Annotated in this window: 17 protein-coding genes; 14 read left to right on the forward strand and 3 right to left on the reverse strand. The window is 42.0% G+C overall.

Going from position 1 to position 19,142, the window contains the following annotated elements; translation table 11 throughout:
• The first annotated feature begins 119 nt into the window (after positions 1–119).
• The 10 genes from HMPREF0833_RS00835 to HMPREF0833_RS00880 all read left to right on the forward strand — a co-directional run bounded on the left by HMPREF0833_RS00835 (position 120) and on the right by HMPREF0833_RS00880 (position 10,991).
• Entirely contained in the window at positions 120–1,490 is a 1,371-nt protein-coding gene (locus tag HMPREF0833_RS00835) for a UDP-N-acetylmuramoyl-tripeptide--D-alanyl-D-alanine ligase (RefSeq protein ID WP_013903288.1), read from the forward strand.
• Complete coding sequence (locus HMPREF0833_RS00840) at positions 1,480–2,091, forward strand: NUDIX hydrolase (RefSeq protein WP_003015213.1); 612 nt, start codon at positions 1,480–1,482, stop codon at positions 2,089–2,091. The genes HMPREF0833_RS00835 and HMPREF0833_RS00840 overlap by 11 nt, the downstream gene beginning before the upstream one ends.
• Positions 2,092–2,121: 30 nt before the next feature.
• Positions 2,122–2,823 (forward strand): YwaF family protein, encoded by a 702-nt coding sequence (locus HMPREF0833_RS00845; RefSeq protein ID WP_003015207.1) that lies wholly within the window; start codon positions 2,122–2,124, stop codon positions 2,821–2,823.
• Positions 2,824–2,848: 25 nt separating this feature from the next.
• The gene (locus HMPREF0833_RS00850) at positions 2,849–3,535 is read left to right on the forward strand and encodes a YwaF family protein (RefSeq protein ID WP_003015216.1); all 687 of its coding nucleotides are present in this window, start codon (positions 2,849–2,851) and stop codon (positions 3,533–3,535) included.
• 13 nt (positions 3,536–3,548) lie between these two features.
• Positions 3,549–4,229, forward strand: a complete 681-nt coding sequence (locus HMPREF0833_RS00855; protein ID WP_003015219.1) for a YwaF family protein — start codon at positions 3,549–3,551, stop codon at positions 4,227–4,229.
• Positions 4,230–4,413: 184 nt separating this feature from the next.
• Positions 4,414–5,961: a peptide chain release factor 3 gene (locus HMPREF0833_RS00860; RefSeq protein WP_013903289.1), complete on the forward strand. Its 1,548-nt coding sequence runs from the start codon at positions 4,414–4,416 to the stop codon at positions 5,959–5,961.
• 79 nt (positions 5,962–6,040) lie between these two features.
• Positions 6,041–6,421 (forward strand): PH domain-containing protein, encoded by a 381-nt coding sequence (locus HMPREF0833_RS00865; protein ID WP_003015210.1) that lies wholly within the window; start codon positions 6,041–6,043, stop codon positions 6,419–6,421.
• 41 nt (positions 6,422–6,462) lie between these two features.
• The gene (locus HMPREF0833_RS00870; RefSeq protein WP_013903291.1) at positions 6,463–7,371 is read left to right on the forward strand and encodes a magnesium transporter CorA family protein; all 909 of its coding nucleotides are present in this window, start codon (positions 6,463–6,465) and stop codon (positions 7,369–7,371) included.
• A gap of 803 nt (positions 7,372–8,174) precedes the next feature.
• Positions 8,175–9,746, forward strand: a complete 1,572-nt coding sequence (locus HMPREF0833_RS00875) for a DEAD/DEAH box helicase (RefSeq protein WP_003015222.1) — start codon at positions 8,175–8,177, stop codon at positions 9,744–9,746.
• 351 nt (positions 9,747–10,097) lie between these two features.
• Positions 10,098–10,991, forward strand: a complete 894-nt coding sequence (locus HMPREF0833_RS00880; protein WP_013903292.1) for an aldose 1-epimerase family protein — start codon at positions 10,098–10,100, stop codon at positions 10,989–10,991.
• 159 nt (positions 10,992–11,150) lie between these two features.
• Here the strand turns inward: HMPREF0833_RS00880 and HMPREF0833_RS00885 are convergent, their stop codons facing one another.
• Together HMPREF0833_RS00885 and HMPREF0833_RS00890 are read right to left on the reverse strand one after the other, a co-directional pair.
• The gene (locus tag HMPREF0833_RS00885; protein WP_013903293.1) at positions 11,151–11,420 is read right to left on the reverse strand and encodes a GIY-YIG nuclease family protein; all 270 of its coding nucleotides are present in this window, start codon (positions 11,418–11,420) and stop codon (positions 11,151–11,153) included.
• Entirely contained in the window at positions 11,410–12,156 is a 747-nt protein-coding gene (locus HMPREF0833_RS00890) for a tRNA1(Val) (adenine(37)-N6)-methyltransferase (RefSeq protein WP_003017755.1), read from the reverse strand. The genes HMPREF0833_RS00885 and HMPREF0833_RS00890 overlap by 11 nt, the downstream gene beginning before the upstream one ends.
• Positions 12,157–12,294: 138 nt before the next feature.
• Here HMPREF0833_RS00890 and HMPREF0833_RS00895 point away from each other — a divergent pair, with 138 nt between their 5' ends.
• The gene (locus HMPREF0833_RS00895) at positions 12,295–12,825 is read left to right on the forward strand and encodes a DUF4352 domain-containing protein (protein WP_013903294.1); all 531 of its coding nucleotides are present in this window, start codon (positions 12,295–12,297) and stop codon (positions 12,823–12,825) included.
• Positions 12,826–12,856: 31 nt separating this feature from the next.
• On the opposite strand, the gene HMPREF0833_RS00900 is transcribed toward HMPREF0833_RS00895, so the two are convergent.
• Positions 12,857–15,196 (reverse strand): cation-translocating P-type ATPase, encoded by a 2,340-nt coding sequence (locus HMPREF0833_RS00900; protein WP_013903295.1) that lies wholly within the window; start codon positions 15,194–15,196, stop codon positions 12,857–12,859.
• Positions 15,197–15,370: 174 nt separating this feature from the next.
• On the opposite strand from HMPREF0833_RS00900, the gene HMPREF0833_RS00905 reads away from it, so the two are divergent.
• From HMPREF0833_RS00905 to HMPREF0833_RS00915, 3 genes are all read left to right on the forward strand, one after another.
• A complete protein-coding gene (locus HMPREF0833_RS00905) occupies positions 15,371–16,117 on the forward strand; it encodes a lysophospholipid acyltransferase family protein (protein ID WP_013903296.1) in 747 nt (248 codons plus the stop codon).
• A gap of 66 nt (positions 16,118–16,183) precedes the next feature.
• Positions 16,184–16,852, forward strand: a complete 669-nt coding sequence (locus HMPREF0833_RS00910) for a helix-hairpin-helix domain-containing protein (protein WP_013903297.1) — start codon at positions 16,184–16,186, stop codon at positions 16,850–16,852.
• Complete coding sequence (locus HMPREF0833_RS00915; protein ID WP_013903298.1) at positions 16,833–19,079, forward strand: DNA internalization-related competence protein ComEC/Rec2; 2,247 nt, start codon at positions 16,833–16,835, stop codon at positions 19,077–19,079. The genes HMPREF0833_RS00910 and HMPREF0833_RS00915 overlap by 20 nt, the downstream gene beginning before the upstream one ends.
• Positions 19,080–19,142: the final 63 nt, after the last annotated feature.

Below are 19,142 nucleotides of genomic sequence, written 5' to 3' on the forward strand. Positions count from 1 at the left end.
AGAGGCTAGGACTTCTGTCCCAGCCACTTTTTTTGTGGTCTAGAATATGGTATAATGAGAAGAATTTGATAGGAGCGTCCAAATCTTTGAGGACGCTACGGAGAACTGAGGAGTCGGATATGAATCTCACATTACATGAAGTTGCTCATCTAGTACATGCAAAAAATGATATCAGCCAATTTGAAGATGTGGCCCTCGTCAAGCCGGAATTTGACAGCCGTTTGATTGGGCCTGGAGACCTGTTTGTTCCTTTAAAGGGAGCGCGTGATGGTCATGATTTTATTGAGACTGCTTTTGAAAACGGAGCCGTAGCCACTTTTTCAGAGAAAGTGGTAGAAGGCCACCCTTATATTTTGGTGGAAGATGTGCTGAGTGCTTTTCAAACATTAGCTGCAGCCTATCTTCAAAAGACAAAAGTGGATGTTTTTGCAGTGACGGGGTCAAATGGTAAAACCACCACAAAAGATATGTTGGCACAGCTTTTGTCCACCACCTACCTAACCTATAAAACACAGGGAAACTATAATAACGAAATTGGTCTTCCTTATACGGTTTTGCATATGCCAGAAGGGACAGACAAACTCGTCCTTGAAATGGGGCAAGACCATCTAGGAGATATCCATCTCTTGTCAGAACTGGCGCATCCAAAAGCTGCTATTGTCACCTTGATTGGGGAAGCCCATTTGGAATTCTTTAAAGATCGAAGTGAGATCGCAAAAGGAAAACTCCAGATTGCGGACGGGATGCCAGAAGGTGGCCTTCTGGTAGTTCCAGCTGATCCGATCGTCGATGCCTACCTTCCTGAAAATCAAACAGTCGTCCGCTTTGGGCCAGACGAGGAGATTTTTATTACTGAGTTAATCGAGCGAAAGGATAGCTTAACTTTCCGAGCTAATTTCTTAGAAGAAGCGATTGATCTTCCAGTAACAGGAAAATATAATGCGACCAATGCCATGATTGCAGCTTATGTTGCCTTGAAAGAAGGAGTGAGTGAAGCTGCGATTCGTGATAGTTTCGAAACCTTGCAATTAACTCGCAACCGGACAGAATGGAAGAAGGCAAGTAACGGAGCAGATATCTTATCCGATGTCTACAATGCCAACCCAACGGCCATGCGCCTAATCTTAGAAACTTTCTCGACTATTCCTGCCAATCCAAATGGTCGAAAATTGGCCGTCCTGGCAGATATGAAAGAACTAGGGGAGCAATCGGTAGATCTGCACAACCAAATGATTCTCAGCCTCTCGCCAGATGTTTTGGATACGGTTATTTTCTATGGTCAAGACATTGCGGGATTGGCTCAGTTAGCGAGTCAGATGTTCCCACTCGGACATGTCTATTATTTCAAGAAGACAGCTGAGGAAGATCAGTTTGAGGACATGGTCAAACAAGTCAAGGAAAGCTTGAAAGAGCAAGACCAAATCCTTATCAAGGGAAGCAATTCCATGAATTTGGGCAAATTGGTAGAGGAATTGGAGAATGGTAAGTAATAATGTACTGAAGGACATTCAGCGCTTGATTTCAATCACCAATACAGGCTTAGCCTTCTCAAAAGATCCATTTGATCAAGAGCGCTACCAGGATATTCGTGAAATTTTACAGGATCTTGTGAGAGAAACGACTGATCTGAATTCACAAGAATTATCGGATTTGTTTCGACCGACAAACTATTATGACACCCCCTTAATTGATGTTAGGGCTTGGATTGTCAAAGATAGAAAACTTTGTCTGGTGAAAGGTCAGGGAGAAGAGACCTGGGCTTTGCCGGGTGGTTTTGGTGAGGTTGGCTATTCTCCTAAAGAAAATATTTTAAAGGAAATCCAAGAAGAAACGGGCTATGTAGCACGTGTCAATCGGTTGTTGGCAGTATTTGATACTAATCGCTACCAATTGCAAAGTCGCCAATATGTGAAATTGGTATTTGAATGTGAATTGCTGGATGGAAGTTTTCAACAGAATCAGGAAATTTCCGATCTTGCATTTTTTGAGAGAGAGAAAATGCCTGCTCTTTCTACCAAGCGCAATACAGAGGAACAATTGAATTTCCTTTGGGAGGTTTATGATGGGAAACGAGATTTGTATTGTGATTAAAAACGATCTATAAATTAAAGGGATATAAACATGACACTTTGGGATTTATTGTTTACGAACCAAAAATCAGCCCCGCCTGAATTTGGGCTCTGGTATTTTTTCCTACCAGCTTCCTTGTTGGTGGTTGGCTACTTTTCTATCAAATATGCTCAGTCAAAAAGCTACCAACGCTTTTGGTACTGGGCACAATTGATTCAAGTCTTGACCATCAATGCTTGGTATATTCTAGCCCACATGCCTCTGACAGATAATTTGCCTTTTTATCATTGTCGCTTGGCCATGCTTGCGATCCTTTTTGCCCCGAGAGGAACCTATATCAAGCAATATTTTGCCTTGTTGGGAGTTCTAGGATCGATTGCAGCATTGGTGTATCCGGCCTTTGATCCTTTCCCATTCCCTCATATCACTGTGTTGAATCTGGTTTTTAGTCACTGGGCCTTGTTTGCTAATAGTTTGATTTACCTGCAAGATTTTTATCAGTCGGAAAAGCAAGACAGCTTACGAATTGTTAAGATTACCTTTGGTATGAATGCCTTGATTTTCTTGGTCAACCTTTTGACGAAAGGGGATTATGGCTTCTTACGACGTCCACCAATCATTGGAGACCACGGTGCTCTCTTGAACTACCTCTTGGTCAGCATCGTGATGGTAGCTGGTATTTGCTTGGTCAATCAACGCTATAAGTACAAATACAAGATGGTTGAAGAGACTGTCGGTTCGCGTTCGGAATAAAAAGAGCAGATCAGGGAAAGAAATCATGACACTTTGGGACTTATTTTTCACCAGTCAACCAACGTCCCCTCCTCAATTGGGGGTCTGGTATTTCTTATTGCCGACTTCATTGGTGGTAGTGGGAGTTCTGTCCATTCGATTTGCTCACTCTAAAGCCTACCAAAACTTTTGGTATTGGGGGCAGTTGATCCAGCTGCTCATCATCAACTCTTGGTATCTAGCTGCTCGCTTGCCTCTTTCAGAGAGTCTTCCCTTCTATCATAGCCGGATGGCCATGTGGATCATTCTTTTGGCGCCCAAGAGCAGCTTCAAACAATATTTTGCCCTCGTGGGAGTCTTTGGCTCCATTATGGCCTTGGTTCATCCCGTTTTTTATCCTTACCCTTTTCCTCACGTATCCTCGATCAACAATGTCTTTGGTCACTGGGCTCTCTTGGCCAACTGTTTGATCTATCTGGTTCAATCCTACCAGGTGAAAGAAGGGTCTGTTTGGAAAATCTGTCAGATGACTTTTGGGGTCAATGCCATTATTCAGCTTGCAAATCTCGCAACAGGTGGAAACTACGGCTTTATGCGTCGCCCTCCTGTGATCGGTGACCATGGCCTTGTGCTCAACTATTTGATCGTGACAGTCCTCATGACGGGGACACTGATTTTCATCAATACGATCGTTCAGTACAGTAAGAAAAGAAGAATACCTAAATCTGTTTAAATAAGGAGATTTTATGCATCATTTTTTCACTACAGAATCAACAGCACCACCAGCAATCTCAGCACTTTGGTATAGTGTGATGGTCTTGTTAATTGTGACAGCGATCATGATGTCACTTCGCTATTATCAGAATGAGCAATTTCGCAAATGCTTTCAATACTTACAGGGCTTCCAGTTAATTTGCTTGTATCTTTGGTATTTTGCCTACCACATTCCTTGGTCCAATAGCTTACCATTTTATCATTGCCGCTTGGCCATGTTTGCGGTCTTGTTTTTACCAGACCGCTGGAAAAGCAAACAGTTCTTTGCCTTGATGGGAGTGAGTGGAGCCATCTTTGCCTTGGGCTATCCAGTCTTTGATCCCTACACTTTCCCTCATATTACGAGCTTTTCTTTCCTCCTCGGACATTACTGTCTCCTGATCAATTCCTTGATTTATCTCTTGAGATGGTATGATCGAAACCTCTTAAAAAATAGTCAGATTGTTCTCTATACCTTTGCCTTAGATTTATTCCTGGTTGGAGTCAATCAATTGACGGGAGGAAATTATGGCTTGATGGCTCGCCCTCCGATTATGAGAGGGGATAAGGTATGGCTCAATTATCTGGTTGTATCCAGTATTTTAGCCCTTGCTTTATTGCTCTTTAATCAGTTCTTCAATCGCAGAAGTGAGCGGGTGAAAGTGAGAAAATAACCATGATTGAAGAAGACTAGAATCTACGGATTTTAGTCTTTCTTTTTGCTCTCAAAGAAGAATCATCGTTGAAAAAAGTGCCTATTTTCGCTATAATAGGACAGATAGAGAAATTGAGGAGAGATCCGATGTAGAGATGAATTTGTAAATTTATCAAAAAATAAGAAGAGAAAGAATTAGGAATATGAACGTACAAGAAGAAATTAAAAAACGCCGTACCTTTGCTATCATCTCCCACCCGGATGCTGGTAAAACGACGATTACTGAGCAGTTGCTCTACTTTGGGGGAGAGATTCGGGAAGCCGGTACTGTCAAAGGGAAGAAAACAGGAAACTTTGCTAAATCCGACTGGATGGACATTGAGAAACAACGTGGGATTTCGGTAACCTCATCTGTCATGCAGTTTGACTACGATGGCAAACGCGTTAATATCCTTGATACCCCAGGGCACGAGGACTTCTCAGAAGATACTTACCGGACCTTGATGGCGGTGGATGCTGCCGTTATGGTGGTGGACTCTGCCAAAGGGATCGAGGCCCAAACCAAGAAATTGTTTGAGGTTGTGAAACACCGTGGCATTCCAGTCTTCACTTTTATGAATAAGCTGGACCGTGACGGTCGCGAGCCACTGGACCTCTTGCAAGAATTGGAAGAAGTCTTGGGCATCGCCAGTTACCCAATGAACTGGCCGATCGGGATGGGGAAAGCCTTTGAAGGACTTTATGACCTTTATAACCAACGCTTGGAACTCTATAAAGGAGACGAACGCTTTGCTAGTCTAGAAGATGGAGACAAGCTCTTTGCTAACAACCCTTTCTACGAGCAAGTAAAAGATGATATCGAACTCTTGCAAGAAGCTGGAAACGAATTCTCAGAAGAAGCCATCCTTGCAGGTGAATTGACACCAGTCTTCTTCGGATCAGCTTTGACTAACTTTGGGGTGCAGACTTTCTTGGAAACCTTCCTCGAGTTTGCTCCAGAGCCTCATGGACATAAAAAAACAGACGGTGAACTTGTCGATCCATACGACAAGGATTTCTCAGGCTTTGTCTTTAAAATCCAAGCCAATATGGACCCTCGTCACCGTGACCGGATTGCCTTTGTTCGGATCGTATCTGGCGAATTTGAGCGTGGGATGAGCGTCAACCTGCCTCGTACTGGTAAGGGCGCTAAGTTATCTAACGTGACTCAATTTATGGCCGAGAGCCGTGAAAATGTCAGCAATGCTGTAGCAGGAGACATCATAGGGGTTTACGATACCGGTACTTATCAGGTTGGAGATACTTTGACAGTGGGCAAAAATAAGTTTGAATTTGAACCACTGCCAACCTTTACGCCTGAAATCTTTATGAAGGTTTCTGCCAAGAATGTCATGAAGCAAAAATCCTTCCACAAAGGGATTGAGCAATTGGTGCAAGAAGGAGCTATTCAGCTCTATACCAACTACCAAACAGGTGAATACATGCTTGGTGCTGTTGGTCAATTGCAGTTTGAAGTCTTTAAGCACCGGATGGAAAATGAATACAATGCCGAAGTGGTCATGAGCCCAATGGGTAAAAAGACCGTTCGCTGGATCAAACCAGAAGACTTAGATGAGCGCATGTCTTCGAGCCGAAATATCTTGGCTAAGGACCGCTTTGACCAACCTGTCTTCCTCTTTGAAAACGACTTTGCTCTCCGCTGGTTTGCGGATAAGTATCCAGACGTTGAGCTGGAAGAAAAGATGGGGTAAGGAACGATTCAAAACCGATCCATAACAAGAGAAATAAGAAAACGAAAATCTATCCGTTTTCGCTTTTAAAGGAGAAATGATGGGATTATTAAGTGGTTTGATGGGCAATGCCTCTCAAAAGAATGTTGATAAAGTAGAAAGAGATCTGGAAGATATCTTGGTGCCGGGAGAGCAAGTCACACTTGCTTTTAGCTTGATTCGTGATTTAATCGTCTTTACAGAGTTTCGTTTGATCTTGGTGGATAAGCAAGGAGTAACAGGGAAGAAAACGTCCTACAAATCTCTTCCTTACCGCTCCATCTCTCGCTTTTCCGTTGAAACTTCCGGTCATTTTGATTTGGATGCCGAATTAAAAATCTGGGTCTCTTCAGCAGTGGAACCTTCAGAAGTTTTACAATTCAAGAGTGACAACAGTGTCATTGAAATCCAGCAAGCATTAGCCAGTGCGGTCTTTAAATAAAATAATCATTTTGATAGAGAACAGTTGAGAAAGGAGACGGAATGTTTATCGATAAACAATTGGGTCAAGATCGGAAATGGATCAATATCGACTCGGATTTGATTGCTGAAAATTCATATCTTTATAAAAAATACGATATTGACAAAGAAACCATTGAGTACGCGATGGATAAGAACGAACGTGCCCATATGGATTACAATCGAGAAAACGGAACGATCACCTTTATCTACAATGTATTGGATTTAGAAAAGGACAAGGAATACTACGAAACCATCCCCATGACCTTTATCGTTCAAGATACGCGACTCGTGACCATCAGCAATCAAGATAATGCCTATATCATTGAACAAATGGTTCGTTATTTGGAAAGCCATGAGGAGCTATCAATCTATAAGTTGCTTTTTGCAGGTCTTGAAATGATCAGTAATGCTTATTATCCGATTATTGATCGCTTAGATAAGCACAAGGATGAACTCAACCGTTTGCTTCGAAAGACAACGACGACCAAGAATCTTTATGCCCTGTCTGACCTTGAGACCGGTATGGTCTATCTGGTCGCAGCTGCTAAGCAAAATCGGATGTTGCTAGAACATATCAAAGCGCATGTCATTTATCGCAGGATGAATGATGTTGAAAAAGAGCAGTTTGATGATGCAATGATCGAAGCGCGTCAGTTGGTTTCGATGACTGAGTTGATTTCCAATGTCTTGCAACAGTTGTCAGGATCTTACAACAATATCCTAAACAACAACTTGAATGATAACTTGACAACCCTAACCATCTTTGAAGCCTTGTTGGCGGTCTTAGCCGTTATCACAGGTTTCTTTGGAATGAATATCCCTCTTCCGATGACAGAGGATCCCAATGCTTGGATCTATGTATCCGTATGTAGCTTTATATTATGGCTCATTTTGGCAAAGGTCATGCGGTGGATTGTGAAAAAAAGATAAAAAAAGAGGCTTGGAGAAATCCGAGCCTCTTCGTATCTAGAATAATCTGAGAAATAGGAACCATCTAGACACCTGCCCTCCTCTCCAAAGAAGGGGCAGTGTGAATAGTTCATCGACTGTACAAAATCTTCTTGGAAATAGTAGGAGTAGATTTAATAGTACTGAGTGGTTTCTAAATAAATTAGAACTTAGAATAAATCGTTGAATCAGATAAAATGATCCTATTTCTTTATACAGAAATATTTTAGATACTAACTGTATTATACATATTTATTTGTAAAAACGCAAGATAAGAGTTCCCAAAAAATAAAAGTTTTTCCTGTTTTTTATACTCCAATGATGAAGTATATTAGATGGTTGCATGAAGAAAACCAGTCCTGGCTAGGTTTTGTGTCACTTTTATGATTTAAAGCTATCCAGGATTTTTTCCTAAAAAATAAAATTAGTCTCCTTTGACTATCATTTGCCTCTTCATTGTGTTATACTAGATAAGTTGCAAACTTGTATGAGAGAAATGGTAGGGAGGCAGAACAGATGGAAGGCTTTTGTTCGAAAGAAGACTCCCGCAAGAAGGATCTTGTGGCCTATTTGTTTGAAAAACGATACTAGCCAACAACATCCGATAGGACGCAAAACATTTTTCTCTAAAGAAATTGTAGTTTTAAACAGACGGACTAGTTTTTCTTTAGATGAGTCTTGCGACAGGTGACCGGGAAGGTGACTTCCTATGCAATCAGTGCGTATTCGTATTGAAAGAAGTTTGATAAAGTGGCTTCGCACCACTTTTTAGAAAGAAGAAAGAATTGAAATTCAATGAATTTAACTTATCTGCTGAATTATTAGCAGAAATCGAAAAAGCTGGCTTTGTAGAAGCAAGCCCCATCCAAGAACAAACCATTCCTTTGGCTCTTGAAGGAAAAGATGTCATCGGCCAAGCGCAAACAGGGACCGGTAAAACGGCTGCTTTTGGTCTTCCAACTTTGGAGAAGATTGATGTCGATAACACAGTGATTCAAGCTCTTGTTATTGCCCCAACGCGTGAATTGGCGGTTCAAAGTCAGGAAGAACTCTTCCGCTTTGGACGTAGTAAGGGTGTCAAAGTTCGCTCTGTCTATGGTGGATCGAGCATTGAAAAGCAAATTAAAGCTTTGAAGTCAGGTGCTCACATCGTTGTGGGAACACCTGGACGCTTGCTAGATTTGATCAAGCGCAAGGCCTTGAAACTTAATCATATTGAAACATTGATCTTGGATGAAGCAGATGAAATGCTCAATATGGGCTTCTTGGAAGATATCGAAGCTATCATTAGCCGTGTTCCCGAAACACGCCAAACCTTGCTCTTTTCAGCAACGATGCCAGAAGCCATCAAACGCATCGGTGTTCAGTTTATGAAAGAGCCAGAACACGTTAAGATTGCGGCCAAAGAATTGACAACTGATTTGGTTGATCAATACTATATTCGTGTCAAAGAGGGCGAAAAGTTTGATACCATGACTCGATTGATGGACGTCGAGCAGCCTGAACTTGCTATCATTTTTGGTCGGACCAAACGTCGGGTCGATGAGTTGACGCGTGGCTTGAAGATTCGTGGTTTCCGGGCAGAAGGGATTCACGGAGATTTGGATCAAAACAAACGTCTCCGAGTACTTCGTGACTTTAAAAATGGGAACGTGGACGTCTTGGTTGCAACAGACGTTGCGGCGCGTGGTTTGGATATTTCAGGTGTGACTCATGTCTACAACTACGATATTCCACAAGATCCAGAGAGCTATGTTCACCGGATCGGACGAACAGGTCGTGCTGGGAAAACAGGGCAATCCATTACCTTCGTTTCGCCAAATGAAATGGGCTATTTGCAAATCATTGAGAACTTGACCAAAAAGCGGATGAAGGGAATGAAACCTGCAACAGCAGAAGAAGCCTTCCAAGCGAAAAAACAAGTAGCGCTGAAGAAAATTGAGCGAGACTTTGAGGATGAAAAAATCCGGACTAACTTTGAGAAGTTTGGTAAAGATGCTCGCAAATTGGCTGCAGAATTCACTCCTGAAGAACTGGCTATGTATATCTTGAGCTTGACCGTTCAAGATCCAGACAGTCTTCCAGAAGTTGAAATTGCGCGTGAAAAACCATTGCCATTTAAACCATCCGGTGGTGGCTTTGGTGGGAAAGGAAAAGGCAGCCGTGGGAATGGCCGTCGTGGAGACCAACGCCGTGACCGAAATCGCAGAGATGACCGTGAAGGTGGACGCCGTGATTTCAAACGCAAGTCCAATAAAAATAGCCGAGACTTTGAAGGTAAAGGCAATAAACGTCCTCATCGTACTTCTAATGAAAAGAAAAATGGATTTGTCATCCGCAACAAAGGGGATAAATAAGTCCTAAGGACGGTCTAGCAATAGGCCGTTTTTTTAATGAAAATCAAAAATACAAGGATTAACTAGCTGTTAACCCTTGTATATTTATAAGGAGACCTAAATGATAACAGACTCTTTTAGAAAAAATGTATCATGATAAGGAGCATCCTAAAAAAGTCAGAAAACAGAAAGAACGGATTCCTAAAACGGAATATCTCTGTTAACATATTAAGTCTACAATTATTTCTAAGCTTTGTCAAGAATTATTTCTCTTTTTTAAAAAATTTTTGACTAGAAAATAAAAATTGACAATCTTTCCCAAAAGGTTATAATGAATATAATAACCACACTAATTATAAAGAGGTATCGTCCATGGTGATTGCATTAAAAAACGATGATCTAGAAGTACAATGTAAGACATTTGGAGGGGAATTGAGTTCCATTCGTAATAAAGAAGGCGTAGAATATCTCTGGCAAGGGGATCCAGAGTATTGGTCGGGACAAGCGCCTGTTTTGTTTCCAATTTGCGGAAGCGTTCGAAATGGCCAAGTACAGTATCATCTAAAAGATGGAGTGAAGACAGGTCAGCTGCCAAGACACGGTCTCATTAGGAAGAGAGAGTTTAAACTTAAAGAACAAACAGACAATCGTCTTGTCTTTGAAATCACCTCTAACGACGAGAGCCTGCAAAATTATCCCTACCATTTTCGAGTTGAAATCGTTTATGAATTGCAAGGGAAAGAAATCACTATCACCTATCGTGTACAAAATCTAGAGTCTGATCAAGTCATGCCTTATTTCATTGGAGGGCATCCAGCCTTTCGTTGTCCCCTTTTAGCAGATGAAGACTATGAAGACTATGAGTTGATTTTTGAAAAAGAAGAAAGCTGTAGCATTCCTCACTTGTTCACAGAAACCGGTTTGGTTGATCGCCTGCAGCGGACGCCATTTTTAGACCATAGTCCTAGCCTACCTTTGCGCCATGAACTGTTTGAAAAAGACGCCATTATTTTAGATCAATTAGCCTCTAAATCTGTGAAGCTTATCTCGAAAAAATCTGGTAAAGGTTTGGAATTGGACTTTGCAGATTTTGAGAATCTCGTCCTTTGGTCTACCAATAACAAGGGTCCTTTCATTGCCTTAGAGCCTTGGACGGGTATTTCCACATCTGCAGAAGAGGGCGATTTCTTCGAAGATAAAAAAGGTGTGATCCAGTTAGCTCCTCAAGAAACACGGAGTCATCAGTACCGTATCACCATTTTGTAAATGAAAAGAGGCTGGGACAAAAGTCCTAGCCTCTCAATTATTTTTGGATTGTCGAACAAGACGCAGTGGTTGAGTGGGCACTACTACGCTGATTTCATCAGCTTTTACAGCCCTACTCAACTGTGCGGAGGTGGGACGACGAAATCGAATTCTAACGAATTACCGATTTCTGTCCCACTCTCTTTTTTTGATATAGTTTAGCTTTGCTTGACGCGATTTCTTTTTAAAGAGAGCCTCGGCAGACATAGCAGAGGGTTTATCTGGATAGGCTTCTTGGTAAAGAAGTTTAACAGGGAGGCGAGCCCGTGTGTATTTGGCGCCTTTTCCAGCATTGTGAGTCTTTAGGCGTTTTTCGACATCCGTGGTGTAGCCAGTGTAGAGGGAGCCATCCGCACACTCTAGGACATACATGTAAGCCTTAGTTTCCATAGTAGATCTCATGAATCTCTTCTGTATAGCTTCCATCTTCATTGTGAATAAAGAGGGGAGGCAGAATTTTTAAACCGTCCAGTGAGCCATCCTTGATCGCTTCAATCAATAACATATTCGCTTCTTTGGTCACTTTGGGATAGACAAACTGGATCCGCTTAGGTGCAAGATTGTAACGCTTCATGGTTTCGATGATATCTAAAAAGCGATCTGGACGATGGACCATCGCTAAGCGACCATTTGATTTGAGAACCCGCTGGGCCACATGGCAAATCTCATCTAAATTGGTCGTAATTTCATGCCGAGCTAAGAGGTAGTGTTCACTCTCATTGAGATTGGAATGCTCATCCACCTTGAAATAAGGAGGATTGCAGAGGATGATATCCACTTTACTGCCCTTGATATGTTGAGGCAAATGCTTGAGGTCATCGGTGATCATGGACATTTGCCGGTTCAAGTCATTGAGAGCAATGGAGCGGGTAGCCATATCCGCCAGACGTTCCTGAATTTCGACACCAATGATCTGGGCCTCTGTACGAGTACTTGCAAAAAGTCCCACGGCCCCATTTCCAGCGCAGAGATCTACGATCAATCCTCGCTTGGGCAATTTTGGAAAGCGCGAGAGCAGGACGCTATCCACGGAGTAACTAAAGACTTCCCGATTTTGTATGATTTTCACATCACTTGAAAAGAGTTGATTGACGCGCTCGCCGTCTTTTAATTCGATATCTGTCATGGCTCTATTATAGCATGAAAAGAGGCTTGGGGAAAGATGATAATTTTTAATATAATAAAATGATATATTTTTGTAAAAGCGCTTTCTTTTCTTATTTAAATATGTTACTATATATTAAAAAAGTGAGAGGTTTTGTAAATGAACAAAACGAAAAAATGGTTTGGCTTGGGGGTAACATTGCTTTCAGCGAGTATACTAGTAGCCTGTGGGAATTCTAGTAGTAAGTCTAATGATACTTCAAAAGAAGCTAAAACAGAGAAAAAGACATCTACTGAGAAGAGTAGTGAAAAGAAATCAACCTATGCTATTGGTGATAAGATTGTTTTTGATAAACAAGCTGAGTATACTATTACAAATGTTGAATGGTCTGATGAACGGAACGATTTTGATGAAACAAATCCCGATAAAGTATTAAAAGTGACCTATAATGTGAAAAATCTATCAGATAGTGATCTAGCAGTTGGGGTTGACATTGATCTATTTGTTGGTGGAAATAAAATGGAAACTTATCCTAATACAAATACAATGGGGTCAATTTCACCGGGTCGATCAATGGAAGGTGCTGTGCAACATTTTGGTGTAAAAGGGGATGGTAAATTAGAACTTGAAATAAAACCATTTGCTGCATTTAATGAAAAACCTGCGATTGTTGCTTTTGATGCACCGTAAAAAAAGTTGAGAGCTTTTCTCTCAACTTTTTTTAATCAAATTCATATTTTTGGAGAATCGTAGTGAGGATAAAGACTCCTGTAAAGATAGCCATCAATGCCAGATAAACTGGGAAAGTAGTGGCTGTAAGGAGGGAAATCTCGATCAAGTTTTTCAACACAACCGCAGATGCGTAGAATCCTACTACAGAGAAGAGGATGAGGAGGGCACGCCAGATATTTAGTGGCAGGCAAGCACGGATAACGGATAGGAAACCGATGGATCCAAGTAAGTAGTAGGATACAGTAGACATATCGGCTGCAGACCAACCATGGCTTGCTCCCCAAAGGCGAATGAACAAGACACTAAAGACGACCATCAAGGCGCTTGGTAAGGCTAAAAGAAGGGAACGTCTCAAGAAGTGTTTTTCAACCGGTTTGATATTGCGTTCAAAGGTCAAAACAAATGGTGGGAATCCTTCGACGAATTGGTCGATCAGGGTGATTTGAATAGGGATGAAAGGGAAAATCAGCAAATAGTTGACGTTAAAGAAGAGAGCACTGGCAATACAGATGATAGCCAAGAGGAAGGAATAGATCGTTTTGATAAAGAAGATTGGAGCGATTCGTCCAATGTTATTCACCACACGACGGCCTTCAAAAAGAATTTCTGGAACGTCATTAAAGTCAGAGTTCAAAAGAACAATATTGGCAATTTGACGGGTTGCTGGATCTCCCTCGGCCATCACGATGGAACAGTCTGCTTCGCGAAGAGCAAGGATATCATTGACCCCATCTCCTGTCATGGCAGTTGTCCGACTAGCTGCTTTCAAGGTTTGGATGAGCAGTTTTTTCTGGTGAGGAGACACACGCCCAAAGATAGCTGTTTCTTCTGCTTGATCCACTAATTGATCATCAGAAATTTTTGAACAATCGATGTAGTTCTCATAATTTTTGAAGCCAGCTTGTTGAGCGATATAAGAGACCGTCACAGGGTTGTCACCGGAGATGATTTTGAGATCCACTCCTTGAGAGCGCAAATACTCAAGAGTATCTGAAGCCCCTTCACGAATGGGGTCTGTAATCTCAATAACCGCAATCCCTTCAAGATTCTCAGGCAGTTTCAATTCCTGCATGCTGATCAGTTCTGAACTGTGGGCCAAGACGAGCACGCGCGACCCACGAGCTTGTGCTTCGACGACAGCAACTGGATTTTCTTTAAGGAGCATTTCAGGGGCACCGAGAAAGACGGTTCCAAGGTTGGATAGGTGCATGGCGCCCCATTTTCGATCACTTGAGAAAGGAATAATGTTTTCCGCAGTATAAGCATGCTCCAACTCCCCATAAGCCTTGCGAATAGCTTGAGCAGTAGGATTGGTGTCCTCGCTATTTTGCATGTAAGCTGAAAGGATAACTTTGATGGTTTCCTCAGAAAAATGATCAGATAAGCTATGGAGAGCTTCAACTGTCATCTTTCCTTGAGTGATGGTACCGGTCTTATCAAGACACAAGGTATCCACACGCGCCAGGGTTTCTACTGAGTACATTTCTTGGACAAGAACCTTGCGCATGCCGAGCTTAATCACCGCCGTCAAGAGAGACGTAACCGTCAGTAGGGCAATTCCTTTTGGCAACATTCCCAAGAGAGCTGTGGAAGAATTCACGACAGAATCCTTGATTGGCAGCATCTTGATCAACAATGCTTCAAAGAAGAGTGCAAGGCCAAATGGGATGATAATTTTACCAGTGAAGCTAGAAATTTTCGCTAAGTTATAAAGAATACGCGAATTGATAGGCTTCAAGGTTTTGGCTTCCATCATCAGTTTGTTGGCATAGTTGTTTGCTCCAACTCGCTTGACACGGGCATAGACTTGACCACTGGCAATATAACTACCAGAAAGAAGTTCATCGCCAACTTCTTTTAAGACCAGATCACTCTCACCAGTCAGCATAGCCTCATTGGCTTCTGCGATACCGGACATGACTTCAGCATCACTAGGGATCTGCTCACCCGAAGACAAGAGCATTAAATCACCCAGAACGAGCTTTTCGGGTGGAATCGCATCTTTATCCCCGTCTCGAATGACAGTCACTAGCTCACGACTCATAAGGTTGAGCTTATCAATCATCCGCTTAGCGCGCATCTCGGTCATGATCCCTGTAATGGCATTGAAGCAAATAACCGCGAAAAAGATCATATTGCTCCAAGCTTGTACAGCAGCCAAGGCTACCGCGATCACAAAATTTAAGGTGTTAAACAAGGTAAAGACGTTGCGCTTGATAATTTGCCAGGTACTGGTACTTGTATTCGTTGTAAAATCATTGGTTTGTCCGTGGTCAACTTTTTTGCGGACTTCATTTTGGGTTAATCCCTTTAAATCAATAGTTTCCATAGACAATATGATATCATTTTTTTGAGAAAAAGACTATCTAGAATCGGTCCGCTGAGACATTTTTTATCTAAAAAGGTTTGCGGTCAAAATCAGGATACGGTATAATAAGAAAGAATGTTTTACATGATTGAATATCTTGTAGAGAGACAAATGAAATGGATTTGAGGAACAACTATGTTTTATACCTATCTACGTGGCCTTGTTGCCTTTATTCTTTGGGTCTTAAATGGGAATGCCCATTACCATCATAAGAACAATATTCCAGATCGGAAAGAGAACTACATCTTGGTATCACCTCACCGAACTTGGTGGGATCCAGTCTATATGGCCTTTGCAACCAAGCCAAAACAATTTATCTTTATGGCTAAAAAAGAACTCTTCACCAATCGTATTTTTGGCTGGTGGATTCGCATGTGTGGGGCTTTTCCGATCGACCGTGAAAATCCGGGAGCAGAAGCCATTAAGTATCCTATCAATATGCTGAAAAAGAGTAACCGTTCCTTGATTATGTTCCCAAGTGGAAGCCGTCATTCTCAAGACGTCAAAGGCGGTGTTGCCATCATTGCCAAAATGGCTAAGGTCCGTATCATGCCAGTGACTTATACTGGTCCAAGAGATTTGAAAGGGCTGGCAACGGGTGAACGCATTGATATGAACTTTGGACATCCCATTGATATTTCGGATATTAAAAAGATGAATGACGAAGGAGTGGCAGAAGTTGCCCGCCGTATCCAAGAGGAGTTTGACCGCTTAGATGCTGAAGCACAAGCGATCAACACCCCAACAAAACCTTCTCTCTTGATTCGTTTGTTAAAAATCCTTTTGATTCCCCTTGTCTTAGTCGTAGGCATCTTGACCTTGCTCTTTAGTTACCTAGCAAGCTTTGTATGGGATCCAGATAAACATCGGAAAAACAAGTAAAAAAATTGAGAGTTTTTCTCAGTTTTTTTTATTTTTACGAATAATAAAAGTGAGAGGAGGTTTCTTATGGAGGATATCATCGAAAAAATCAAAGAATATAAGCTCTTTTTAGCTCTTACTGCTATTGGACTCTTAATTGGAGGGTATTTTCTTTTCCATCGACCTCAGTCAAGTGCATCAACCATACCGGATCTTTATCAAGCTTCTAGTTCAACTTCGAGCAAAGAAAAGGTGCAGACCACTAGTTCCAAAGAAGAAAAGACGGTTACTTCAGTGTCTGATGCACCCGAGATCATTACGGTCGATGTCAAAGGAGCTGTCAAACAACCAGGTGTCTATGAGCTACGCTCAAATAGCAGAGTCCACGATGCCATTCATAAGGCGGGTGGGATGACAACAGATGCCAATAGCCAATCGGTCAACTTGGCGCAAAAACTCTCTGATGAAGCAGTGATCTATGTTGCCAAAGAAGGGGAAGATGTTCCAGCGCTTGGAAGTTCAGAAAGTTCCGCAACTTCGTCAGCATCAGCAGAAAAAACAGGCAAGGTCCATTTGAATCGAGCGACAGAGACTGAGCTTCAAACGGTATCGGGCATTGGACAGAAACGTGCCCAGGACATTATCGCCTATCGCGAAGCAAATGGTCCTTTTCGATCAGTGGATGATCTGAAGAATGTTTCAGGAATCGGAGAGAAAACACTGGAGAAACTAAGAGATGCTTTCACGGTGGATTAAAGACCTTCCTTTTTCCCTTGTCCATCTCGCCTTTTTACTCCTATGGCTGTATTTTAGTGTTTATCAACCATCTTGGCTTTCGATCAGCGGTCTAGTAGTAGTGGTAGTTTTAGCGGTTCATCACTATAAAGGGGATCGCTCAAGTTTGCTAGGTCTTGCTTTAGCAACCCTTTGTTTTGCGGCCTTCTTTGTCTTTCATCGAATACAGGATCATCCAGTACAAGCAGAAAGTCAGCCCCCATCCCACTTACTCCTGATTCCAGATACTATCAAGATCAATGGGGACGCCCTGTCTTTTCGTGCTAAAAATCAGGGAAGGACCTACCAAGTCTTCTACACTTTAAAATCAGAAAAAGAAAAACAGCAGTGGCAAAGTCAAACCCACTTGCTGGAGTTGACATATAAAGGTGTTATAGAGGAACCAGAAGGGCAACGAAATTTTAGAGGATTTGACTACCGGTCTTATTTGCAAACACAGGGGATTCACTATCAAATAAAAATTGAAGCGATCCAATCCGCGCTTCCTATCCAAACTTGGAATGTTTTCGATTGCTTATCTCAATGGAGGCGCCAAGCCATTGTTTGGAGCAAGGAGCACTTCCCGCAGCCGATGAACCAGTATATGACCGGCCTTCTTTTTGGCTATTTAGATACGGATTTTGAAGAGATGGACCAGCTTTACACGAGTTTAGGAATCATCCATTTATTCGCCTTATCTGGGATGCAGGTCGGCTTTTTCATCAATGGGATCCGGAAAGCTCTCTTACGTCTAGGAATCTTGCAAGAGACAGTTGATATCTGGATGGTTCCAATTTCTTTGGTGTATGCTGGCTTGACAGGTTTTTCAGTTTCAGTGGTTCGCAGTCTCTTGCAGAAGATCCTCTCTCAAAAGGGGATCCGAGGGATGGAGAATATGGCGATGACCTTGATGCTCTTAATGCTGCTCATGCCCAAGTTTCTCCTGACAGCTGGAGGGGTCTTGAGTTGTGCTTATGCCTTTATTTTGACCTTGGTAGATACCAGTTCTTATTCAGGACTTAAAAAGCTACTAGTGGAAAGTTTCTGGATTAGCCTGGGGATTTTGCCCCTTTTGACCTATTACTTTAGTGTCTTTCAACCGTGGTCACTCCCTTTAACTTTCCTCTTTTCTTTCTTATTTGACCTTGTCCTTCTTCCAGGTTTAACGGTGCTATTTATCTTATCGATTCTAAAGCCCCTTACAATTTTTAACAGTTTCTTTCTTCTCATAGAGGAGTGTATTCGTTGGATTTCAAAGCTCACGTCGCTACCTTTGGTATTTGGTCAGCCGACGGGACCAGCTCTGATTGCTCTCTTCCTTCTTTTAGGGATCTTATATGATTTTCGAAAGCAAAAAAAACGTCGTTTCCTGTTAATAGGCATGATTCTACTCATCTTTTGTTGGACCAAGCACCCTTTAGAAAATGAGATCACCATGGTGGATATCGGTCAAGGAGATAGTATCTTTTTACGCGATTGGAAAGGAAGAACCATATTGATTGATGTCGGAGGACGCGTCACTTTTAAAAGTGGAGACAAGTGGCAAGAGCGCAGTCAATCTGCCAATGCGGATCAAACCCTGATTCCCTATCTCAAGAGTCGAGGTGTTGGAAAACTCGATGCTTTGGTCTTGACTCATACAGACCAGGACCATATGGGCGATATGTTAGAGGTTGCAAGACAAATCCCGGTTAAAAAAGTGTATGTCAGTCCAGGAAGTCTAACCAGTTCTAAATTTCAAGAGAAATTGAAACAGCTTCATAGTCCGATTAAAGTAGTCCAAAGAGGGGATCGTCTTCCTATTTTTGATCATGATCTAGAAGTCTTATCCCCTGATGAAGTGGGGGATGGTAAAAATGATGATTCGATTGTCCTCTATGGGCAGTTCTATCAGAAACGATTTTTGTTCACGGGTGATCTGGAAGAAGCTGGAGAGAAAAAACTTTTGGAAAACTATCCACAATTACAAGTGGATGTCTTGAAAGTAGGCCACCACGGTTCTAAAGGTTCCTCTAGTGATGTGTTTTTGGATCAGGTACATCCTCAATTGGCCTTGATCTCTGTTGGCAAGAAAAATCGCTACCGGCATCCCCATAAAGAATTACTCGATCGATTAGAGGAACGATCTATTTCTTATCTTCGTACCGATGAAAGAGGAGCGATTCGCTTGATTGGATGGGACCATTGGAGGGTGGAAACGGTCCGCTAGAGACGAGGAGAGGTTTGCTTTCTATGCTGAAAATTGCTATTATAGAAGGTGAAATCAATGTAA

This window comes from Streptococcus parasanguinis ATCC 15912 (genome assembly GCF_000164675.2).
Classification (GTDB): domain Bacteria; phylum Bacillota; class Bacilli; order Lactobacillales; family Streptococcaceae; genus Streptococcus; species Streptococcus parasanguinis.